At 45.1% G+C, this 19,344-nt stretch carries 32 protein-coding genes; 2 read left to right on the top strand and 30 right to left on the bottom strand.

Annotation, left to right across the window (positions count from 1 at the left end):
• Nucleotides 1–21: 21 nt before the first annotated feature.
• A complete protein-coding gene (locus DFP80_RS20945) occupies nucleotides 22–174 on the top strand; it encodes a zinc-binding dehydrogenase (RefSeq protein ID WP_241560310.1) in 153 nt (50 codons plus the stop codon).
• 55 nt (nucleotides 175–229) lie between these two features.
• Here DFP80_RS20945 and DFP80_RS18615 read toward each other — a convergent pair whose 3' ends face one another.
• The 3 genes from DFP80_RS18615 to DFP80_RS18605 all read right to left on the bottom strand — a co-directional run bounded on the left by DFP80_RS18615 (nucleotide 230) and on the right by DFP80_RS18605 (nucleotide 2,822).
• Nucleotides 230–619: a VOC family protein gene (locus DFP80_RS18615; protein WP_113918298.1), complete on the bottom strand. Its 390-nt coding sequence runs from the start codon at nucleotides 617–619 to the stop codon at nucleotides 230–232.
• Nucleotides 620–713: 94 nt separating this feature from the next.
• On the bottom strand, nucleotides 714–1,424 hold the full coding sequence (gene ssb, locus DFP80_RS18610; RefSeq protein ID WP_113918297.1) for a single-stranded DNA-binding protein: 711 nt from the start codon (nucleotides 1,422–1,424) through the stop codon (nucleotides 714–716).
• 39 nt (nucleotides 1,425–1,463) lie between these two features.
• On the bottom strand, nucleotides 1,464–2,822 hold the full coding sequence (locus tag DFP80_RS18605) for an MFS transporter (protein ID WP_113918296.1): 1,359 nt from the start codon (nucleotides 2,820–2,822) through the stop codon (nucleotides 1,464–1,466).
• Between the two features lie 157 nt (nucleotides 2,823–2,979).
• Between DFP80_RS18605 and uvrA the strand changes: the two genes are divergently transcribed.
• On the top strand, nucleotides 2,980–5,802 hold the full coding sequence (gene uvrA / locus DFP80_RS18600) for an excinuclease ABC subunit UvrA (RefSeq protein WP_113918295.1): 2,823 nt from the start codon (nucleotides 2,980–2,982) through the stop codon (nucleotides 5,800–5,802).
• Nucleotides 5,803–5,927: 125 nt separating this feature from the next.
• On the opposite strand, the gene rplQ is transcribed toward uvrA, so the two are convergent.
• The 27 genes from rplQ to rplC form a co-directional block, all read right to left on the bottom strand.
• Complete coding sequence (gene rplQ / locus DFP80_RS18595) at nucleotides 5,928–6,305, bottom strand: 50S ribosomal protein L17 (protein ID WP_113918294.1); 378 nt, start codon at nucleotides 6,303–6,305, stop codon at nucleotides 5,928–5,930.
• A gap of 42 nt (nucleotides 6,306–6,347) precedes the next feature.
• Nucleotides 6,348–7,352, bottom strand: a complete 1,005-nt coding sequence (locus tag DFP80_RS18590) for a DNA-directed RNA polymerase subunit alpha (RefSeq protein WP_111608644.1) — start codon at nucleotides 7,350–7,352, stop codon at nucleotides 6,348–6,350.
• Nucleotides 7,353–7,385: 33 nt separating this feature from the next.
• Nucleotides 7,386–8,006 (bottom strand): 30S ribosomal protein S4, encoded by a 621-nt coding sequence (rpsD, locus tag DFP80_RS18585; RefSeq protein WP_113918293.1) that lies wholly within the window; start codon nucleotides 8,004–8,006, stop codon nucleotides 7,386–7,388.
• Between the two features lie 16 nt (nucleotides 8,007–8,022).
• Nucleotides 8,023–8,415, bottom strand: coding sequence for a 30S ribosomal protein S11 (gene rpsK / locus DFP80_RS18580; protein WP_012071913.1), 393 nt, complete (start codon nucleotides 8,413–8,415; stop codon nucleotides 8,023–8,025).
• Between the two features lie 65 nt (nucleotides 8,416–8,480).
• Nucleotides 8,481–8,837 carry a 30S ribosomal protein S13 gene (rpsM, locus tag DFP80_RS18575; RefSeq protein ID WP_013797821.1) on the bottom strand — a complete coding sequence of 119 codons (357 nt, stop codon included), beginning with the start codon at nucleotides 8,835–8,837 and terminating at the stop codon, nucleotides 8,481–8,483.
• A 127-nt stretch (nucleotides 8,838–8,964) separates the two neighbouring features.
• Nucleotides 8,965–9,078 carry a 50S ribosomal protein L36 gene (rpmJ, locus tag DFP80_RS18570; protein ID WP_110577380.1) on the bottom strand — a complete coding sequence of 38 codons (114 nt, stop codon included), beginning with the start codon at nucleotides 9,076–9,078 and terminating at the stop codon, nucleotides 8,965–8,967.
• Nucleotides 9,079–9,097: 19 nt separating this feature from the next.
• The gene (secY, locus tag DFP80_RS18565; protein WP_012071916.1) at nucleotides 9,098–10,429 is read right to left on the bottom strand and encodes a preprotein translocase subunit SecY; all 1,332 of its coding nucleotides are present in this window, start codon (nucleotides 10,427–10,429) and stop codon (nucleotides 9,098–9,100) included.
• Nucleotides 10,430–10,864 carry a 50S ribosomal protein L15 gene (gene rplO, locus DFP80_RS18560; protein WP_072841824.1) on the bottom strand — a complete coding sequence of 145 codons (435 nt, stop codon included), beginning with the start codon at nucleotides 10,862–10,864 and terminating at the stop codon, nucleotides 10,430–10,432.
• A gap of 1 nt (nucleotide 10,865) precedes the next feature.
• Nucleotides 10,866–11,051, bottom strand: coding sequence for a 50S ribosomal protein L30 (gene rpmD, locus DFP80_RS18555; RefSeq protein WP_012071918.1), 186 nt, complete (start codon nucleotides 11,049–11,051; stop codon nucleotides 10,866–10,868).
• 6 nt (nucleotides 11,052–11,057) lie between these two features.
• On the bottom strand, nucleotides 11,058–11,558 hold the full coding sequence (rpsE, locus tag DFP80_RS18550) for a 30S ribosomal protein S5 (RefSeq protein ID WP_113918292.1): 501 nt from the start codon (nucleotides 11,556–11,558) through the stop codon (nucleotides 11,058–11,060).
• Between the two features lie 10 nt (nucleotides 11,559–11,568).
• Nucleotides 11,569–11,919 (bottom strand): 50S ribosomal protein L18, encoded by a 351-nt coding sequence (gene rplR / locus DFP80_RS18545; protein WP_113918291.1) that lies wholly within the window; start codon nucleotides 11,917–11,919, stop codon nucleotides 11,569–11,571.
• A gap of 10 nt (nucleotides 11,920–11,929) precedes the next feature.
• Nucleotides 11,930–12,463, bottom strand: a complete 534-nt coding sequence (gene rplF, locus DFP80_RS18540; RefSeq protein ID WP_113918290.1) for a 50S ribosomal protein L6 — start codon at nucleotides 12,461–12,463, stop codon at nucleotides 11,930–11,932.
• Between the two features lie 8 nt (nucleotides 12,464–12,471).
• The gene (gene rpsH / locus DFP80_RS18535) at nucleotides 12,472–12,864 is read right to left on the bottom strand and encodes a 30S ribosomal protein S8 (RefSeq protein ID WP_113918289.1); all 393 of its coding nucleotides are present in this window, start codon (nucleotides 12,862–12,864) and stop codon (nucleotides 12,472–12,474) included.
• A 129-nt stretch (nucleotides 12,865–12,993) separates the two neighbouring features.
• Nucleotides 12,994–13,299 carry a 30S ribosomal protein S14 gene (gene rpsN / locus DFP80_RS18530; RefSeq protein WP_110577373.1) on the bottom strand — a complete coding sequence of 102 codons (306 nt, stop codon included), beginning with the start codon at nucleotides 13,297–13,299 and terminating at the stop codon, nucleotides 12,994–12,996.
• Nucleotides 13,300–13,311: 12 nt separating this feature from the next.
• Nucleotides 13,312–13,851: a 50S ribosomal protein L5 gene (gene rplE, locus DFP80_RS18525; protein ID WP_012071924.1), complete on the bottom strand. Its 540-nt coding sequence runs from the start codon at nucleotides 13,849–13,851 to the stop codon at nucleotides 13,312–13,314.
• A 17-nt stretch (nucleotides 13,852–13,868) separates the two neighbouring features.
• Nucleotides 13,869–14,186, bottom strand: a complete 318-nt coding sequence (rplX, locus tag DFP80_RS18520) for a 50S ribosomal protein L24 (RefSeq protein ID WP_113918288.1) — start codon at nucleotides 14,184–14,186, stop codon at nucleotides 13,869–13,871.
• 17 nt (nucleotides 14,187–14,203) lie between these two features.
• Nucleotides 14,204–14,572, bottom strand: a complete 369-nt coding sequence (gene rplN, locus DFP80_RS18515; RefSeq protein ID WP_067020125.1) for a 50S ribosomal protein L14 — start codon at nucleotides 14,570–14,572, stop codon at nucleotides 14,204–14,206.
• A 51-nt stretch (nucleotides 14,573–14,623) separates the two neighbouring features.
• A complete protein-coding gene (rpsQ, locus tag DFP80_RS18510) occupies nucleotides 14,624–14,884 on the bottom strand; it encodes a 30S ribosomal protein S17 (RefSeq protein WP_013797833.1) in 261 nt (86 codons plus the stop codon).
• A gap of 1 nt (nucleotide 14,885) precedes the next feature.
• Nucleotides 14,886–15,077, bottom strand: a complete 192-nt coding sequence (gene rpmC / locus DFP80_RS18505; protein WP_113918287.1) for a 50S ribosomal protein L29 — start codon at nucleotides 15,075–15,077, stop codon at nucleotides 14,886–14,888.
• Nucleotides 15,078–15,491, bottom strand: coding sequence for a 50S ribosomal protein L16 (gene rplP, locus DFP80_RS18500; RefSeq protein ID WP_013797835.1), 414 nt, complete (start codon nucleotides 15,489–15,491; stop codon nucleotides 15,078–15,080).
• 10 nt (nucleotides 15,492–15,501) lie between these two features.
• Nucleotides 15,502–16,182, bottom strand: coding sequence for a 30S ribosomal protein S3 (gene rpsC, locus DFP80_RS18495; protein ID WP_113918286.1), 681 nt, complete (start codon nucleotides 16,180–16,182; stop codon nucleotides 15,502–15,504).
• A 14-nt stretch (nucleotides 16,183–16,196) separates the two neighbouring features.
• Nucleotides 16,197–16,529 carry a 50S ribosomal protein L22 gene (gene rplV, locus DFP80_RS18490; protein ID WP_110577367.1) on the bottom strand — a complete coding sequence of 111 codons (333 nt, stop codon included), beginning with the start codon at nucleotides 16,527–16,529 and terminating at the stop codon, nucleotides 16,197–16,199.
• A gap of 14 nt (nucleotides 16,530–16,543) precedes the next feature.
• Complete coding sequence (rpsS, locus tag DFP80_RS18485) at nucleotides 16,544–16,819, bottom strand: 30S ribosomal protein S19 (RefSeq protein ID WP_012071932.1); 276 nt, start codon at nucleotides 16,817–16,819, stop codon at nucleotides 16,544–16,546.
• 15 nt (nucleotides 16,820–16,834) lie between these two features.
• Entirely contained in the window at nucleotides 16,835–17,659 is an 825-nt protein-coding gene (gene rplB / locus DFP80_RS18480; RefSeq protein ID WP_113918285.1) for a 50S ribosomal protein L2, read from the bottom strand.
• A gap of 14 nt (nucleotides 17,660–17,673) precedes the next feature.
• Nucleotides 17,674–17,970: a 50S ribosomal protein L23 gene (gene rplW / locus DFP80_RS18475; protein ID WP_012071934.1), complete on the bottom strand. Its 297-nt coding sequence runs from the start codon at nucleotides 17,968–17,970 to the stop codon at nucleotides 17,674–17,676.
• Nucleotides 17,967–18,572, bottom strand: coding sequence for a 50S ribosomal protein L4 (rplD, locus tag DFP80_RS18470; RefSeq protein WP_113918284.1), 606 nt, complete (start codon nucleotides 18,570–18,572; stop codon nucleotides 17,967–17,969). Before rplD ends, rplW begins: the two co-directional genes overlap by 4 nt.
• Before the next feature lie 12 nt (nucleotides 18,573–18,584).
• Nucleotides 18,585–19,223 carry a 50S ribosomal protein L3 gene (gene rplC / locus DFP80_RS18465; protein ID WP_113918283.1) on the bottom strand — a complete coding sequence of 213 codons (639 nt, stop codon included), beginning with the start codon at nucleotides 19,221–19,223 and terminating at the stop codon, nucleotides 18,585–18,587.
• Nucleotides 19,224–19,344: the final 121 nt, after the last annotated feature.

Raw genomic sequence — 19,344 nt, 5'->3', positions numbered from 1 at the left:
TGTACCGTATTAGCTTCAGAGGTGTTCCAGAACTTAGTTCGTCACCTTGAAGAAGGGAAAATTCAACCTCTGGTAGCACAAACTTATCCGCTTAAAGAGATAGTCCAAGCACAAACCGCTTTTCAGAAGAAGGACCACTTAGGAAAAATAGTACTAACAATTAAGCCGTCATAATACGTTGCAACTCGACACGCTGACAGGTTAATTAACTAGCCAGCCAGCGCCATACTTACTCAACAATGGCACTGTTAGCTTCATGCATTACATGCAACTTATTGCCATCTGGATCTCGGCAATAGGCACCGTAATAATGGGGACGATAACGATAACCAGGTGCGCCTTCGTCGCTTCCCCCATGAGCTAATACAACACGATAAAATTCATCCACTTGCTCATTGCTTGCCGCCTGAAATGTCAGCTGCACACCATTGCCCACCGTCGCTGGTTGTTTATTAAATGGTGTTAATATCCAAAAACAGCTTGCGCCGCCCACCACGCCATAGCCTATCTCGCCATCTACCGTCATGGTTCTCACCATATTAATCGTACCTAATACAGCGTCGTAAAAGTCTCCCGCCTGGGCGAGATTATTGGTTCCTAGCATGGCCCCTAACAACATGGTTTAGTCCTCTGATGAAAATCGCTAATGAAATACAAGAAAGCCCCTATAAAAGGGGCCTTCACGTCAACTCTACAGCTTATATACTCAGATATCAGAACGGGATGTCGTCATCAAAGTCATCAAAGTTAGGCGCTTGCTGAGGCTTTGGCTCAGGTGCTGGAGCACGCTGTGGAGCTGGCTGCTGAGGTGCGCGCTGTTGTGGCGCTTGTTGAGCAGGCGCTTGCTGCGGTGCATTACCCCAGCTGCCAAAAGACTGTGGTTGAGCTTGTGGCGCTACTTGTTGCGGTGCTTGCTGAGCAGGTGCTTGGTTGTAACCGCCTTGTGGCTGGTTAAAGCCTTGCTGAGGTGCTTGTTGCTGTGGCGCTTGATTGTAACCACCTTGCTGAGGTGCTTGGTTGCCGTAGCCACCTTGCGCACCAGAATCATAACCACCTTGCTGGCCACCGTTGTTGTCACCACGGCCATCAAGCAATTGCATTTCGTTCGCTACGATTTCTGTTGTGTAACGCTTGATACCATCTTTTTCCCACTCACGCGTACGCAAAGAACCTTCAACGTAAACTTTTGAGCCTTTCTTGATGAAATCACCGGCAATTTGACCTAGGCGGAAATTGCCACGGTCCATGAATGCCACTCGGTGCCATTCAGTACGCTCTTGCATTTGTCCAGTTTGCTTGTCACGCCAGCTCTCTGATGTTGCTAGGTTAACGTTTGCAACCGCTGCACCCGATGGCATAAAACGCACTTCGGCATCGTTGCCTGCGTTTCCTATCAAGATTACTTTGTTTATTCCACGTGCCATGACGTTCTTCTCCAACTAAAAGATAGAATAGTGTTTTACTTAAAGATGTACTTGCGGTGCCAGGCGCACCAGAGCATCTTTATCTAATATTTTTTTATCGACTTTTAGATAAGCCGTTTGCTCATCTTTAAAAATTTGCATACCTTCCACTCCTTGGATTTCAGCAAGTTGATCCGCCAACTTTGTTACATCTTCATCTGTCATATTGGGTAGGCTAAACGCCATACTGCTTAACTGACGAGGTGCAGGCTGTACGGCACAAACAAGCGACCAAGCCAAAAACACCACACCAACAACCCAAAAGACACCACCATTTGCATGATGTTGCAGCAACCAACCACCGCCAACACCACCCAAAAATGAGCCCATAAATTGATGAGTAGAAAACACGCCCATCGCAGTACCGCGATAACCTACAGGTGCCAACTTACTAATTAGCGAAGGCAACACGGCTTCTAGAGAATTAAAGCCCACAAAATAAACCCACAATAAGGCCCCAAACACCCAAAGGTGAGGCGCCCAATGCAGCAATATAGAGCTTAAGCCCAACAAAATCATCACGGCGATTAAGACGCCTTTTGTCTTACCTTTTGATTCGGCAATAATCACTAATGGTAACATACCAGCAAAGGCAAAACCCATGATAGCTAAGTAAAGCCAGCTATGTTCTGACAAGGGCAAATCAAATTGTTGAACCAACAAATTTGGCACAGTGACAAACAATGCAGTAAGGCTAGCATGCAACAATAAAACACTGACATTTAAAAACCGAAGTTTAGAGTCTTTCAGAACCAAGCCAAGAGCCATTAGGCTTGGCGTCGTGTCGCGCTTAAAAGTGTGCTGAACGATATTCGGCACAGCAAAAACGATCAAGATGATACCAAGTAAAGATAACGCAAAGGAGAGATAAAACAGACCAGAAAGGCCAATCAAAGCAAAAATCCAAGGACCCAGCACTAAAGACAACATAAATGAAGCACCGATACTTACACCAACAATTGCCATGGCTTTGGTCCGGTTTTGCTCTCTAGTAACATCACTCAACAATGCCATAAGAGTACTAGCAATGGCACCTGCACCTTGAACTGCGCGCCCAACTATCAAAGTATTGATATCACTCGCATTAGCACAGATCAAACTACCCACAGCAAACAATAGCAAACCAATGACAATGACACGCTTACGGCCAATTTTATCTGACCACATGCCCATCGGAATCTGCAAACTCGCTTGGGTCAGACCGTAAATACCAATCGCCGTACCAATCAACGCGGCATCGGCCCCTGTCAGCCCATCTGCCGCCACACTAATAACAGGCATAATGAGGAACAAGCCCAACATTCTGAATAAATAGATCAGCGCTAAAGCAAGAACTGAACGACGTTCAAGTAGATCCATAAGGCGGTTTCAACCGTTTAACTGGGTGGTTAAGAAAAAAGATTGTCAATTTTACAAAAAATACCGTTGAAGCTCCATTTCAACTACTGTAAAAATAGACAGTTATTTAATTTACTGACAGATTTCTTTCTGTTGATCGACTTCACATTGGAGACTCATGGATACCATTACCATACGCGGGGCCCGCACACATAATTTAAAAAATGTGGACCTAGACATTCCAAGAGACAAACTTGTGGTGATTACTGGGCTATCAGGCTCAGGTAAATCATCTCTCGCTTTCGATACATTATATGCAGAAGGACAGCGCCGCTATGTAGAATCGCTTTCAACATACGCCCGACAATTTTTGTCCATGATGGAAAAGCCAGACATTGACCATATTGAAGGTCTTTCTCCTGCTATTTCTATCGAGCAAAAATCAACCTCTCACAACCCGCGATCAACCGTTGGTACAATAACAGAAATATACGACTATCTACGATTGTTATTTGCCCGCGCCGGACAACCTCGCTGCCCAGATCATGGCGAGCCATTAGAGGCGCAAACCATATCACAAATGGTCGATAAAGTTATATCGCTACCGGAAGAAACTAAGATGATGTTGCTTGCACCGATCGTTAAAGATCGAAAAGGTGAGCACTTACATACAATAAGCGATCTATTATCAAAGGGCTTTATTCGAGCCAGAATTGATGGCATTGTCGTCGATCTAGATGACGCGCCAGCGTTAGAAAAAAACAAAAAGCACACCATCGAAGTAGTGATCGACCGCTTTAAAGTACGCCCCGACTTACAGCTTCGCTTAGCAGAGTCTTTCGAAACTTGTCTTGGCTTATCCGACGGCATCGCTAAAGCGATTAACATGGATGATGAACAAGAAGAATACATTTTCTCTAGCAAGTTTGCCTGCCCTGTTTGTGGCTATAGCTTAACAGAATTAGAACCCCGCCTATTCTCCTTCAACAACCCAAATGGCGCCTGTCAAACATGCGATGGCTTAGGCACTCATCAAATGTTTGATCCAGAACGCATCATCCAAGATGACAGCCTAACTCTAGCAGAAGGCGCAATACGCGGCTGGGGGCGACGTAGCATCTTTTACTACCAGCAACTGAACGCTCTTGCGAAACACTATGGATTCGACATAGAGGCGAAATACAAAGACATTCCTAGTGATTTTAAAAAACGTATTTTACAAGGCTCAGGCAAAGACAAAATAGATTTCGTCTATATCAATGAGCGTGGCGACAAGATGACGCGATCTCATGCATTTGAAGGAGTCATTCCAAACTTGCAACGCCGCTATCACGAAACAGAATCTGATAGCGTACGTGATGACCTTTCACAGTACATCAGTATTCAACCTTGTCCAGATTGCCATGGCTCGCGACTCAATCGATCTGCTCGCAATGTTTTTATTGCTGAACAAACATTACCAGAAGTCGTAACTTATCCAATCGCAGAATGCTTGAGATATTTTGAAACACTAAAGCTTCCAGGGGCCCGTGGCGAAATTGCCTCAAAAATCCTAAAAGAGATTCGTGATCGATTAACCTTCTTAGTAAACGTCGGCTTAGACTATTTAACACTGGACCGAAAAGCCGACTCATTGTCCGGTGGTGAAGCACAACGAATACGCCTTGCTAGCCAAATAGGTGCCGGTCTAGTAGGCGTAATGTATATTCTTGATGAACCCTCCATTGGCCTGCATCAACGTGACAATGAACGCCTAATCGCCACATTAACTAGGCTTAGAGACCTAGGTAATACCGTAATTGTGGTGGAGCACGATGAAGATGCAATTCGTATCGCTGATTTTGTTGTCGATATCGGCCCTGGAGCAGGTATTCACGGTGGAGAAGTTATCGTCAGCGGTACGCCACAAGACATTATGAACTGCCCACAGTCGATTACCGGACAGTATCTAACGGGCAAGCGTAAAATTGAAATTCCCACTATTCGACATCAAGCTAAGAACCAACAACAGCTTAAATTAATAGGCGCAACAGGCAACAACTTGAATACGGTTAACCTCCATATCCCTGTTGGTGTAATGACTTGTGTTACGGGGGTTTCAGGATCAGGTAAATCAACATTAATCAATGGCACCCTATACCCTCTTGCCGCCACAGCACTTAATGGTGCAACAACATTAAAAGCAGCACCCCATGAAGCTATCGAAGGTTTAGATTTATTCGACAAGTGCGTGGACATTGATCAAAGCCCTATTGGACGTACACCAAGATCAAATCCAGCCACCTACACGGGGATTTTTACACCGATGAGAGAGCTATTTTCAGCAACACAAGAATCGCGCTCACGTGGGTATAAACCAGGGCGTTTCAGTTTTAACGTCAAAGGTGGACGCTGTGAAGCTTGTCAAGGTGATGGCGTAATTAAGGTTGAGATGCACTTTCTTCCGGATGTCTACGTTCCTTGCGATACCTGCAAAGGCAAACGCTACAATCGTGAAACACTAGAAATCCATTACAAAGGGAAGAACATTCACGAATGCTTAGAAATGACCATTGAAGATGCTCGAGACTTCTTTGATCCTGTTCCTTCTATCGCAAGAAAACTACAAACGTTAATAGATGTAGGCTTGGGTTATATTCGTCTGGGACAAGCCGCGACCACGCTTTCTGGTGGTGAAGCTCAGCGGGTTAAACTAGCTAAGGAACTATCTAAACGAGATACAGGTACAACGCTATACATACTGGATGAGCCGACAACAGGCCTACACTTTGCCGATATAGAGCAATTACTAAAAGTTCTTCATCGCCTTAGAGACCATGGCAATACCGTCGTTGTCATTGAGCATAACCTAGATGTCATTAAAACAGCAGATTGGATTGTAGACTTAGGGCCAGAAGGTGGTAGCGGTGGCGGATACATAGTTGCAGAAGGAACACCTGAAGACATTACTAAAGCCGAAAAGTCGCACACTGGACGCTTCCTGAAACAAATGCTTAATTAGCAATATCAAAGGCAACAAAATACCCGAAAGAGAAAACTTCGGGTATTTTTTATGCCTGAAAAACAGTCACATTCTGGGCAAAAAAAAGCCGAGCTATTAGCTCGGCTTTTTATTACAAACTGATATTACTCAGCGGCTTCTGTAACTGGACGATCGACCAATTCAACATAAGCCATAGGCGCGTTGTCACCTGTACGGAAGCCACATTTAAGAATGCGAACATAACCACCAGGACGAGCTTGGTAACGAGGACCAAGTTCAGAAAACAATTTACCTACTGCATCTTTGCTACGAGTACGAGCAAAGGCAAGGCGACGATTCGCAACAGAATCAACTTTCGCCAATGTGATCAATGGCTCAGCAACACGACGTAGTTCTTTCGCTTTCGGCAACGTAGTTTTAATAACTTCGTGTTCGAACAAAGAAGCAGCCATGTTTTTAAACATCGCTTTACGATGTGAGCTAGTACGGTTTAAGTGACGTCCACTCTTACGATGACGCATTTTACATTCCTTACCAAACTACGGTGGTCAGGGAACAATGACCTAGCGAGCTAGAACTTTGCTATCGTCTTTCAAACTAGCCGGTGGCCAATTTTCCAAACGCATTCCCAAAGACAAACCACGCTGTGCTAAAACATCTTTGATTTCAGTTAACGACTTCTTACCTAGGTTAGGCGTCTTAAGAAGCTCAACCTCAGTACGTTGAATCAAATCACCGATGTAATAAATGTTCTCTGCTTTTAAACAGTTAGCACTGCGAACGGTCAATTCAAGATCATCAACCGGGCGTAGCAAAATTGGATCAATCTCATCCTCTTCTTCTACAACAGGGGCTTCGCTTTCGCTTTCAAGGGCGACAAAAACTGCGATTTGCTGTTGTAAAATAGTCGCTGCACGACGAATTGCTTCTTCAGGATCGATTGTACCATTAGATTCGATATCTAAAACTAGCTTATCTAAATCTGTACGCTGCTCTACACGAGCATTATCGACACTGTACGCAACACGGCGAACAGGGCTGAATGAGGCATCCAGTTGCAAGCGACCGATTGGACGAGTCTCATCGTCGCCAGCAACACGAGCATCAGCAGGCTCATAACCACGGCCACGAGCGACTTTGATCTGCATAGTTAACTCTGCAGTATCATCCAAGTGCGCAATCACATGGTCCGGGTTAGCGATCTCTGCATCAGCAACCAACTGAATATCTCCAGCTGTTACGATACCAGGACCTTTTTTACTTAGAGTAAGAGTTGCTTCATCTTGCCCGTGTAGAGCGATCGCAACTCCTTTCAGGTTAAGAAGAATTTCAATTACATCTTCTTTAACCCCTTCGATTGCGCTGTATTCGTGTAATACACCGTCGATTTCGACTTCAACAATCGCACAACCTGGCATTGAAGAAAGCAAGATTCGGCGCAGTGCGTTACCTAAAGTATGACCAAAACCACGCTCTAGTGGTTGCAGTGTAACTTTAGCGCGACAGTTGCCTAGCTCCTGAACTTCAATGTTGCGTGGGGTTAACAATTCGCTCACTGAACGCTGCATAGATCCACCTATTTCTTAATCCCAATTACCGACTTACTTAGAGTAAAGTTCGACAATTAGGTTCTCATTAATTTCAGCTGATAAATCGGCACGTTCTGGAGCAGCTTTGTAAGTTGCTTCCAGTTTAGTTGAATCAACTTCGATCCAATGGATCGGTGCACGACCTTTAGATAGCTCTAGTGCGCTTTGTACACGCAATTGCTTCTTAGCTTTTTCACGGATAGACACAACGTCACCAGCTTTAACTTGGTAAGACGGAATGTTAACCGTAGCGCCATTTACTAGAATGCCTTTATGGCCAACTAGCTGACGAGCTTCTGCACGTGTAGAACCAAAACCTGCGCGGTATACAACGTTATCTAAACGTGATTCCAAAAGTTGCAGAAGGTTTTCACCAGTTGCACCTTTAAGACGAGCAGCAGATTTGTAGTAATTACGAAATTGCTTTTCAAGAACACCGTACATACGACGTACTTTTTGTTTCTCACGTAATTGTAAGCCGTAATCAGAAAGACGACCGCGACGTGCACCGTGCACACCAGGAACCGTTTCTACTTTACATTTCGACTCAAGAGCGCGTGAACCGCTCTTCAATTGCAAGTCGGTACCTTCACGACGAGACAACTTACAAGTTGGACCTATATAACGAGCCATGTATCTGTCTCCTCAATTAAACGCGACGTTTCTTAGGTGGACGACAACCGTTGTGCGGAATTGGCGTCACATCTGTGATGTTATTGATACGCAAGCCCAATGCATTTAATGCACGAACTGCGGACTCACGACCAGGACCAGGGCCCTTGATCATTACGTCAACGTTTTTAAGGCCGAACTCTTGTGCGACAGTACCGGCACGTTCCGCTGCTACTTGAGCTGCGAAAGGAGTACTTTTACGAGATCCGCGAAAACCAGAACCACCGGCAGTAGCCCAAGACAAAGCATTGCCTTGGCGGTCAGTGATAGTCACGATCGTGTTATTAAATGACGCGTGTACATGAGCAACACCGTCGACGACCGTCTTTTTGACTTTTTTCTTGGTGTTGCGCGTAGCTGGCTTAGCCATATTGCACTTTCCTATTTAATGCTCAGCTCTAGCAAACTTAGTGGCTAGAGCGAAACGCGTTTAAATTACTTACGAATAGGCTTACGAGGGCCTTTTCGTGTACGAGCGTTCGTTTTGGTACGTTGACCACGAACTGGTAGGCTGCGGCGATGACGAATCCCGCGATTGCAACCTAGGTCCATCAAACGTTTGATAGACATACTGACTTCACGACGTAAGTCACCCTCTACAGTATACTTAGCAACTTCACCACGAAGCTCATCAAGGATATCATCACTTAATGAACCAATTTTCGCAGTTTCAGCAACACCCGTAGCTGCGCAGATAGCGCGTGAACGAGTGCGACCAATTCCGAAGATGTAAGTCAGAGAAATGACCGCATGTTTATTGTCAGGAATATTGACACCGGCTATACGAGCCATTCACTTTACTCCGTTGTTATTGATGATTATATGTTAATTCATCACTTTACTATCATGAGGGCGGCTGATTATGCCTATCTTTAGGACATAAATCAACCACCCTTCCCATCATCGAGCGAACTCGCTATTAACCTTGACGCTGTTTGTGACGAGGCTCAATGCAAATCACTCGAACTGAACCGTTACGACGAACGATTTTGCAGTTACGACAGATTTTCTTTACAGATGCACGTACTTTCATGTTCAACTCCAACCTACGCTTAACGCATTAGGCCATTTGGACCATAACCAGTCAGATTAGATTTCTTCATTAATGATTCGTATTGCTGACTCATCAAATGACTTTGCACTTGCGACATAAAGTCCATGACAACTACCACTACGATCAACATAGAAGTACCGCCAAAGTAGAATGGAACATTCCACGCAACAACAAAGAACTGAGGCATCAGAGACACTAGAGTGATGTATAAAGCACCAAACAGTGTCAAACGAGTCATTACACCATCAATATATCGAGCTGTATGATCGCCTGGACGAATACCCGGCAAAAACGCACCGGACTTTTTCAAGTTATCTGCCACATCTTTAGGGTTGAATACTAGCGCCGTATAGAAGAAGCAAAAGAAAACAATTGCTATCGCAAACAACAGCACATAAAGCGGTTGCCCAGGAGCTAGAGCCAAAGAGATATTTTGCAACCATTCCATTCCTTCACCCTGACCAAACCACTGTCCGATCGAAGCTGGGAATAAAAGGATACTTGAAGCAAATATAGGTGGAATTACACCAGCCATATTCACTTTAAGAGGCAAATGACTCTTTTGTGCAGCAAATACTTTTTTGCCTTGTTGACGCTTAGCATAATTAACCGTAATACGACGTTGACCGCGTTCAATGAAAACAACGAATGCGATGGTCGCAATAGCTAATATACCAATTAACAACAAAGCTAAAATATTGATATCGCCTTGACGAGCCGACTCAAATGAACGGCCTAAAGCAGAAGGTAAGCCAGCAACGATACCTGCAAAGATTAGAATGGAAATACCATTACCAATCCCTTTTTCGGTAACCTGCTCACCTAGCCACATCAAGAAAACAGTACCAGCAACAAGGGTTACAACAGCTACAGCATAGAATTCCATGCCACTGCTAAATGAGATCCCTTGACTTGCTAAACCAACTGCCATACTAGCAGACTGGACAAGAGCAAGAAGCACAGTACCGTAACGAGTGTACTGAGTAATCTTACGACGACCCGCCTCACCCTCTTTCTTTAACTGCTCTAGCTGCGGACTCACAACTGTCAATAACTGCATAATAATAGAGGCAGAAATATAGGGCAAAATCCCAAGCGCAAAAATACTCATGCGCTCAAGCGCGCCCCCTGAGAATACGTTAAATAAACTCAGAATAGTGCCTTCATTTTGATCAAACAACGCAGACAGCCTATCAGGGTTAATACCTGGGACAGGAATGTGTGCACCGATTCGGTATACAATAATTGCCAGAAACACAAAACGGATACGAGCCCAAAGCTCGCTTAATCCATTTTGCATACCAGCTGGTAGTGAGCCACGCTTTGCCATTTATTCCTCGACTTTTCCGCCAGCTGCTTCAATAGCGGCACGAGCACCTTTAGTCACTTTAAGGCCACGAACAGTGATAGCTTTGTCGATAGAACCAGACAAAATCACACGAGCAGTCTTAATTTGATGACCTAAGATGTCGGCGCCTTTAAGAGCAGCCAAATCTACAACTTCAGCATTTACAGCAGCAAGCTCGTTTAAACGAACCTCAGCAACATACTTTGCCTGACGTGAAGTGAAACCGAATTTTGGCAGACGACGCTGCAAAGGCATTTGACCACCTTCAAAACCAGGTTTTACTGAGCCACCAGAACGAGACTTAAGACCTTTATGGCCACGTCCGCCGGTTTTACCCAAGCCGCTACCAATGCCGCGACCAACACGTTTAGGAGCATGCTTGCTACCTTCGCCAGGACGAAGTGTATTTAAGAACATGTTATTCCCCTACCACTTTAACCATGTAATAAACTTTATTAACCATACCACGTACAGAAGGAGTATCTTCCAACTCACGTGTTTGGCCAACTTTACGCAAACCCAAGCCTTTAACAGTTTCACGGTGCTTTGGAAGACGACCGATCGGGCTGCGGGTTAGTTGAACTGTGATGGTATTATTCGCCATGACACATTACCCCAAAATTTGATCGACTGACTTACCGCGTTTTGCCGCGATTTGTTCAGGTGCTTTCATATCCTGCAAACCTTTGATAGTAGCGCGAACTACGTTTACTGGGTTTGTAGAACCGTAACATTTCGCCAAAACGTTGTGAACGCCAGCGATTTCTAGAACCGCACGCATTGCACCACCGGCGATGATACCGGTACCTTGAGACGCAGGCTGCATGTAAACTTTAGATGCTCCGTGATTCGCTTTAACAGGATACTGAAGAGTATCGCCATCTAGCTTAACAGAAACCATGTTACGACGAGCTTGTTCCATTGCTTTTTGAATTGCTTGAGGAACTTCACGCGCTTTACCACGACCAAAGCCAACTTTACCTTTACCATCACCAACGACTGTCAAAGCTGTGAAAGAGAAGATACGACCACCCTTTACAACTTTAGCTACGCGGTTTACTTGAACTAGCTTCTCTTGGAGGTCGCTAGTTTGTTGATCATTAACTGCCATTTGCTACCCCTTAGAACTCTAGACCGGCTTCACGTGCAGCGTCAGCAAGAACTTGAACGCGGCCATGGTATTTGAAGCCAGAACGGTCGAAAGCGACCGAAGTGACACCTGCTTCTTTAGCGCGTGTAGCAATCAAAGTACCGACTTCTTGAGCCGCTGCTTTGTTGCCTGTCGCTGAGCCACGAAGAGCTTCTTCAAGAGTAGAAGCGCTAGCTAGCACTTTACTACCACAAGGAGAAATCACTTGAGCATACATATGGCGTGGTGTGCGATGTACAGTAAGACGATTCGCACCTAAGTCACGAATATGCAAACGAGCACGGCGTGCACGACGAATCCGAGATTGTTTTTTAGTGTTCATGAATGCCTACCTACTTCTTCTTAGCTTCTTTACGACGAATTACTTCGTCAGAATAGCGAACACCTTTGCCTTTATATGGCTCTGGTGGACGGAAACCGCGAACTTCTGCAGCAACCTGACCAACGGCTTGTTTATCAATACCGCGGATCACGACTTCTGTTTGAGAAGCACATTCAGCTGTTACGCCTTCAGGAAGTTCGTAATCTACTGGGTGAGAGAACCCCAGAGATAGGTTAAGTACGTTGCCTTTAAGCGCAGCACGGTAACCAACACCTTGAAGAAACAATCTTTTCTCAAAACCCTGACTAACACCAACAACCATGTTGTTAATCAAAGCACGAGTTGTACCAGCTAAGGCACGGCTTTGTTTAGCACCATCGCGCGCAGCGAAGGTAATAACATTTTCTTCTTTAGACACTTGTACGCTTGTGTGAACATTAAACTCTAAAGAACCTTTGCCGCCTTTAACAACAACATTTTGTCCATTTAGAGTCAAATCTACACCACTAGGAAGCGTCACGGGACTATTAGCAACTCGAGACATACTAACTCCTAGAATACTGTGCAGATTACTTCGCCACCGATACCAGCAGCACGAGCTGCACGGTCTGTCATCACACCTTTAGAAGTGGAGATGATTGCAACACCAAGGCCAGCTTCTACTTTAGGTAGAGCACTAGTGCCTTTGTATTGACGCAAACTTGGGCGAGATGCGCGTTTGATTTGTTCGATAACTGGCTTACCTTCGTAGTATTTCAACTCGATAGTAAGCGTTGGTTTTACTGCTTCGTCTACAGAAAAGTCACCTACGTAACCTTCTTCGCGTAGAACCGCAGCAATCGATGCCTTCATTTTTGATGAAGGCATGCTCACAGAGGTCTTTGCAGCCATCTGTGCATTACGAATACGTGTAAACATATCCGCAAGGGTATCTTGCATACTCATTTAAGAGCTCCTAATTAAAAAACCATTGTGCAGCAAATAGAGCTCGCGCATAGTACACAGCAGCGAGCAGAATGTCCAGTATTTAGACACTCCACTCACTGCCATGTATTATGATCGCGCTCTACTTGCTTACCAACTAGCTTTCTTCAAGCCTGGTACGTCACCACGCATCGCTGCTTCACGCAACTTGATACGAGACAGACCGAAGCGACGGTATACACCGTGCGGACGACCTGTAATTTGGCAACGATTACGTTGGCGTGAAGAAGATGAATCGCGTGGAAGCGCTTGCAATTTAAGCGTCGCTTCCCACTTTTCATCGTCCGATGCATTAACGTCGCTAATGATCGCCTTTAGAGCCGCACGCTTTTCAGCGAATTTAGCCACTAATTTGGTACGTTTTGCTTCGCGCTGAATCATTGATATTTTAGCCATGATTCCTACCTCTTATTTCTTGAAAGGGAAACTAAAGGCTGCTAGCAAAGCACGACCTTCTTCATCGGTACGAGCAGTCGTTGTAATGGTAATATCCATACCACGTACACGATCTACTTTATCGTAATCGATCTCAGGGAAGATGATTTGCTCTTTAACACCCATACTGTAGTTACCACGACCATCGAAAGACTTAGGATTAAGTCCGCGAAAGTCACGGATACGTGGAATAGCAACATCAACCAAACGGTCGAAGAAATCCCACATACGCTCGCCACGTAGAGTAACTTTACAACCGATCGGATAACCGTCACGGATTTTAAAGCCTGCTACAGATTTACGAGCCTTAGTCACTACAACTTTTTGGCCGCTAAGTGCTTCAAGATCATTTACCGCATGCTCAAGAAGTTTCTTGTCTGCGATAGCTTCACCAACACCCATATTTAAAGTGATTTTAGTGATTTTAGGCACTTCCATCACATTCTTGTAACTAAACTCTTCTGTAAGTTTTGCTACAACTTGATCTTTATAAACTTGCTTAAGTCTCGCCATGGCTATAATTCTCGCTCTTAGGCGTCGATCGCTTCACTATTTGATTTAAAAACACGCACTTTCGTACCGTCTTCGTTCAATTTAAAGCCGACGCGATCCGCTTTACCCGTAGCATCGTTAAAAATGGCTACATTGGAAACCTGGATAGGTGCTTCTTGTTCAACGATACCACCAGTTGAACCCTTCATAGGGTTTGGTTTCTCGTGCTTCTTAACAGTATTAATGCCAGAAACTAGAACTCGATTTTCGTCTACTACCTTAACAACTTTACCGCGCTTGCCTTTATCTTTACCAGCAATCACGATAACTTCGTCGTTACGTTTGATCTTACGCATAATGTCCCCTCTCCCTCTTACAGCACTTCAGGTGCAAGAGAAACAATTTTCATGAACTGCTCAGTACGCAATTCACGTGTTACAGGGCCAAAGATACGAGTACCAATAGGCTGTCCTGAAGCATTCAATAGAACCGCTGAGTTTACATCAAAACGGATTACTGAGCCATCAGAACGACGAACACCTTTCTTAGTTCTAACGACAACAGCGTTAAGAACCTGCCCTTTTTTAACACGACCACGAGGGATCGCTTCTTTCACTGTGACCTTAATAATGTCACCGATAGCAGCATAACGACGATGTGAGCCACCCAGTACTTTAATACACTGAACACGCTTTGCGCCGCTGTTATCTGCAACATCAAGCATCGATTCTGTTTGAATCATTACTGCTCTCCAATCAAATTAGATAACAAGTCTCACGAAGGAAGGAGCAGCTTATACAGCTGCTGCTTTCTCTACAACTTGAACCAGATTCCAAGTCTTAGACTTAGAGTAAGGACGTGTTTCTACGACCTTAACTGTATCACCGATCTGGCACTCATTGTTTTCATCATGAGCGTGTAGTTTAGTTGAACGACGTACAAACTTACCGTATAGAGGGTGTTTTTCTGTACGCTCAACTAGTACCGTGATGGTTTTATCCATCTTATCGCTTACTACTTTACCAGTAGCTGTACGCGCTTTTGTTTCTGCCATCTTAGTTACCTGCCTTATCATTTAGCACGGTTTTAACACGTGCGATATTGCGGCGAACTTGCGAGAGCAAATGAGTTTGCGCTAACTGACCAGTGGCTTTCTGCATACGCAGAGTAAATTGCTCACGTAGCAGTTCAACCAAGGTCGCTTGTAGCTCAGCTACAGACTTTTCTTGCAGTTCTTTTGCTTTCATCTACATCACCGTACGCGTTACGAAAGTTGTGGACAGAGGAAGCTTAGCAGCAGCCAACGCGAATGCTTCGCGAGCCAGTTGCTCTGAAACGCCCTCAACTTCATAAAGCATTTTTCCAGGTTGAATCTGTGCAACCCAGTATTCTACGCTACCCTTACCTTTACCCTGACGAACCTCAAGAGGCTTCTGAGTAATCGGCTTATCAGGGAACACACGAATCCAGATCTTACCACCACGTTTGATGTGACGAGTCATTGCACGACGCGCCGCTTCAATTTGACGAGCAGTAATGCGACCACGTTCTGTGGACTTCAATCCGAATTCACCAAAGCTAACTTGGTTTCCGCGAAGAGCAAGACCGCGGTTACGGCCTTTCTGCATTTTGCGGAACTTAGTACGTTTCGGTTGTAACATGACTTACCCCCTACTTAGACTTCTTCTTTTGTGCGCCTTTGTCAGCTCGCACTTGTTCAATACCGCCCAAGATTTCGCCTTTGAAGATCCACACTTTTACGCCAATAATGCCGTAAGTTGTAGCCGCTTCATAAGTAGCGTAGTCAATATCAGCGCGTAGAGTGTGTAGAGGCACACGGCCTTCACGGTACCACTCAGCACGTGCAATCTCTGCACCACCTAAACGACCACTTACCTGAACCTTGATACCTTTCGCGCCTGCACGCATAGCATTTTGTACTGCGCGCTTCATAGCACGACGGAACATCACGCGACGCTCAAGTTGGCTAGCAATATTTTGCGCAACCAATTTAGCATCCATTTCAGGCTTGCGAATTTCTTCGATGTTAATGTGGACAGGTACGCCCATCATTGCAGAAACTGCATTACGTAGTTTCTCAACATCCTCACCTTTCTTACCAATCACGATACCCGGACGGGCAGTGTGAATTGTAATACGGGCTGTCTGAGCAGGACGCTGAATCTCGATACGAGAAACAGAAGCCTGGACCAATTTTTTCTCCAAGTACTCACGAACCTGAAGATCATTTAATAACAGCTTAGAGTAGTTTTGATTATTCGCATACCAAGTAGAAGTATGATCTTTAACTATCCCTAGGCGTATACCAGTTGGATGAACCTTCTGACCCATTGGGTTTCTCCTAATTAGTCAGCGACTTTAACTGTGATATGGCAACCGCGTTTTAGAATACGGTCAGCACGGCCTTTGGCACGTGGCATAATACGTTTCAGAGTCATTGCCTCATCAACGTAAGCCGTAGACACACGCAAGTCATCTACATCAGCACCTTCGTTATGCTCAGCATTAGCTATAGCAGACTCTAGTACTTTCTTGACAATTACTGCCGCCTTTTTAGGACTGAACGTTAAAATGTTCAGTGCTTCGCTAACAGATTTGCCGCGGATTTGATCTACAACCAAACGGGCCTTCTGCGCTGAGAGGCGAGCACCTTTCAATGAAGCGCTTACTTCACTCATGTTAATACCCCTTATTACCGTTTGGCTTTCTTGTCCGCAGCATGACCACGATATGTACGGGTCGGAGCGAACTCACCCAATTTATGACCGACCATATCTTCAGTTACTAGAACTGGAACATGCTGGCGACCATTATGGACAGCGATAGTCAACCCTACAAAATCAGGGAAGATAGTAGAACGGCGTGACCAAGTTTTAATTGGACGACGATCATTTTTCTCTACCGCAGCCTCTACCTTTTTCAACAAATGAAGGTCGATAAAAGGACCTTTTTTTAGTGAACGTGGCACAGTCGTTTCCTCTTATTACTTAGTACGGCGACGTACAATAAGTTTATCAGTACGCTTGTTGCTGCGCGTTTTGTAACCTTTAGTAGGCACACCCCATGGTGTAACTGGGTGACGACCACCTTTGCTACGACCTTCACCACCACCATGTGGGTGATCCACTGGGTTCATCGCCGAACCGCGAACGGTAGGACGAACACCACGCCAACGCGTAGCACCAGCTTTACCAAGAACTCGCAAGCTATGCTCAGAGTTTGATACTTCACCTAAAGTAGCGCGACATTCTGTCAATACTTTACGCATTTCACCTGAACGTAGGCGAAGAGTAACGTAGCGACCTTCACGAGCAACTAGCTGAGCAGAAGCACCAGCGGAACGTGCAACTTGTGCACCTTTACCTGGCTTAAGCTCGACACAGTGTACGGTACTACCAACAGGAATATTTTGCAGAGGCAAAGTATTACCCGCTTTGATAGGCGCATCTGCACCACTAAAAACAACATTGCCAGCGACCATACCTTTGGAAGCGATAATGTAACGACGCTCACCATCAGCATATCTAATCAATGCAATATTTGCAGAACGGTTTGGATCATATTCCAAACGCTCAACTACCGCAGAAATTCCATCTTTATTACGACGAAAATCAACCATACGGTAATGCTGCTTATGACCACCACCTACGTGACGCGTAGTGATGCGTCCGTTATTGTTACGTCCACCAGATTTGCTTTTTTTGTCTAGCAAAGGTGCATATGGTGCGCCTTTGTGCAAATCGTTGTTGGTAACTTTAACAACGTGACGACGGCCTGCAGACGTTGGCTTACTTTTAACAACAGCCATTGACCTATCTCCCCTTATTCAGCGACCATGAAATCAATGTCTTGGCCTTCAGCCAAACGTACATACGCTTTTTTCACGTCTTTACGTTTACCTAGACCACGAACTGTACGCTTTGTTTTACCTTTATGGTTCAACGTGCGAACAGACTCAACTTTGACCTCAAAAAGCGCTTCGATAGCTTGTTTGATTTCAGGTTTCGTTGCATCACCAGTTACACGAAAAACGTACTGACCGTTGCCTTCAGCTACGATCGTTGCTTTTTCGGAAATGTGTGGACCCAACAGAACTTTATAAATACGTTCGCCGATCATGCTAGTGCCTCCTCAACTTGTTTCAGAGCACCAACTGTCACCAACACTTTGTCGTAAGCAATCAAGCTAACAGGGTCGATAGACGCTGCATCACGTACATCTACGTTAGGAATGTTGCGAGCCGCTAAGAATAAATTGTCATCCAATTGATCGGAAACAATCAAAGCGTTCTCAATATTCAATTCTGCCATTTTTGCTATGAAGAGCTTAGTTTTTGGAGCTTCCAATTTAAGATCTTCAACAACAACAAGACGGTCTTGACGTACAAGTTCAGACCAGATGGTGCGCATTGCTGCACGGTACATCTTCTTGTTCACTTTCTGAGAGTGATCTTGTGGCTTCGCAGCGAATGTAACACCACCAGAGCGCCATAAAGGGCTACGGATAGTACCTGCGCGTGCACGGCCAGAACCTTTCTGTTTCCAAGGTTTGCGTCCACCACCTGCTACTTCAGAGCGTGTTTTTTGTGCGCGTGAGCCTTGACGAGCGCCAGCCAAGTAAGATGTAACCACTTGGTGAACCAACGCCTCGTTATATTCACGAGCAAAGGCTACATCAGAAACTTCTACAGTCCCTTCCGCGCCTGTTAGATTCAAGTTCATTGTCTACCCCTCTTAGCGAGCTTTAACAGCTGATTGAAGAATAACATCACCATTTACTGCACCAGGTACGGCACCTTTCACAAGGATAAGGTTACGTTCTGCGTCTACACGAACCACTTCTAGTGATTGAGTAGTTACTTGTGCAGCACCCATATGGCCAGCCATCTTCTTGCCTTTCCAAACACGACCAGGTGTTTGACATTGGCCGATAGAACCAGGTGCACGGTGAGACAACGAGTTACCATGTGTAGCGTCTTGCATACTGAAATTATGACGCTTGATGGCACCTTGAAACCCTTTACCCTTTGATTGACCAGTTACATCAACCATTTGGATAGATTCGAAATCAGCAACAGTTAGCTCATCACCAACATTGATTTCTTTTTCATCACCTGCCAGGCGGAACTCCCACAAACCACGACCTGCTTCAACATTCGCTTTTGCATAATGACCCGCAGCTGCTTTGTTAACGCGGCTCGAACGGCGAGAACCTACAGTTACTTGAATAGCTTGGTAGCCATCAGTTTCTGCTGTTTTCACCTGAGTAACGCGGTTCGGTTCAACCTCGATGACGGTTACTGGCACAGAAGCACCATCTTCAGTGAAGATACGTGTCATTCCGGCTTTGCGTCCGACTAATTGAATAGCCATTTTTTACCTCATTTGCCAGTTGTGTATGGGGCTATCACCCGCTACGGCTGATCATTCCAGATCATTCCACTATTGTGCATATAGCCGACTGATATCCAGCCGGTTGTCGCACCCCAAACTT

The sequence above is a fragment of the Marinomonas rhizomae genome, assembly GCF_003315485.1.
In the GTDB taxonomy this organism is placed as follows: domain Bacteria; phylum Pseudomonadota; class Gammaproteobacteria; order Pseudomonadales; family Marinomonadaceae; genus Marinomonas; species Marinomonas rhizomae.
Note: the sequence above shows the minus strand (reverse complement) of the source record. Positions and strands in the feature narration are given on the sequence as shown.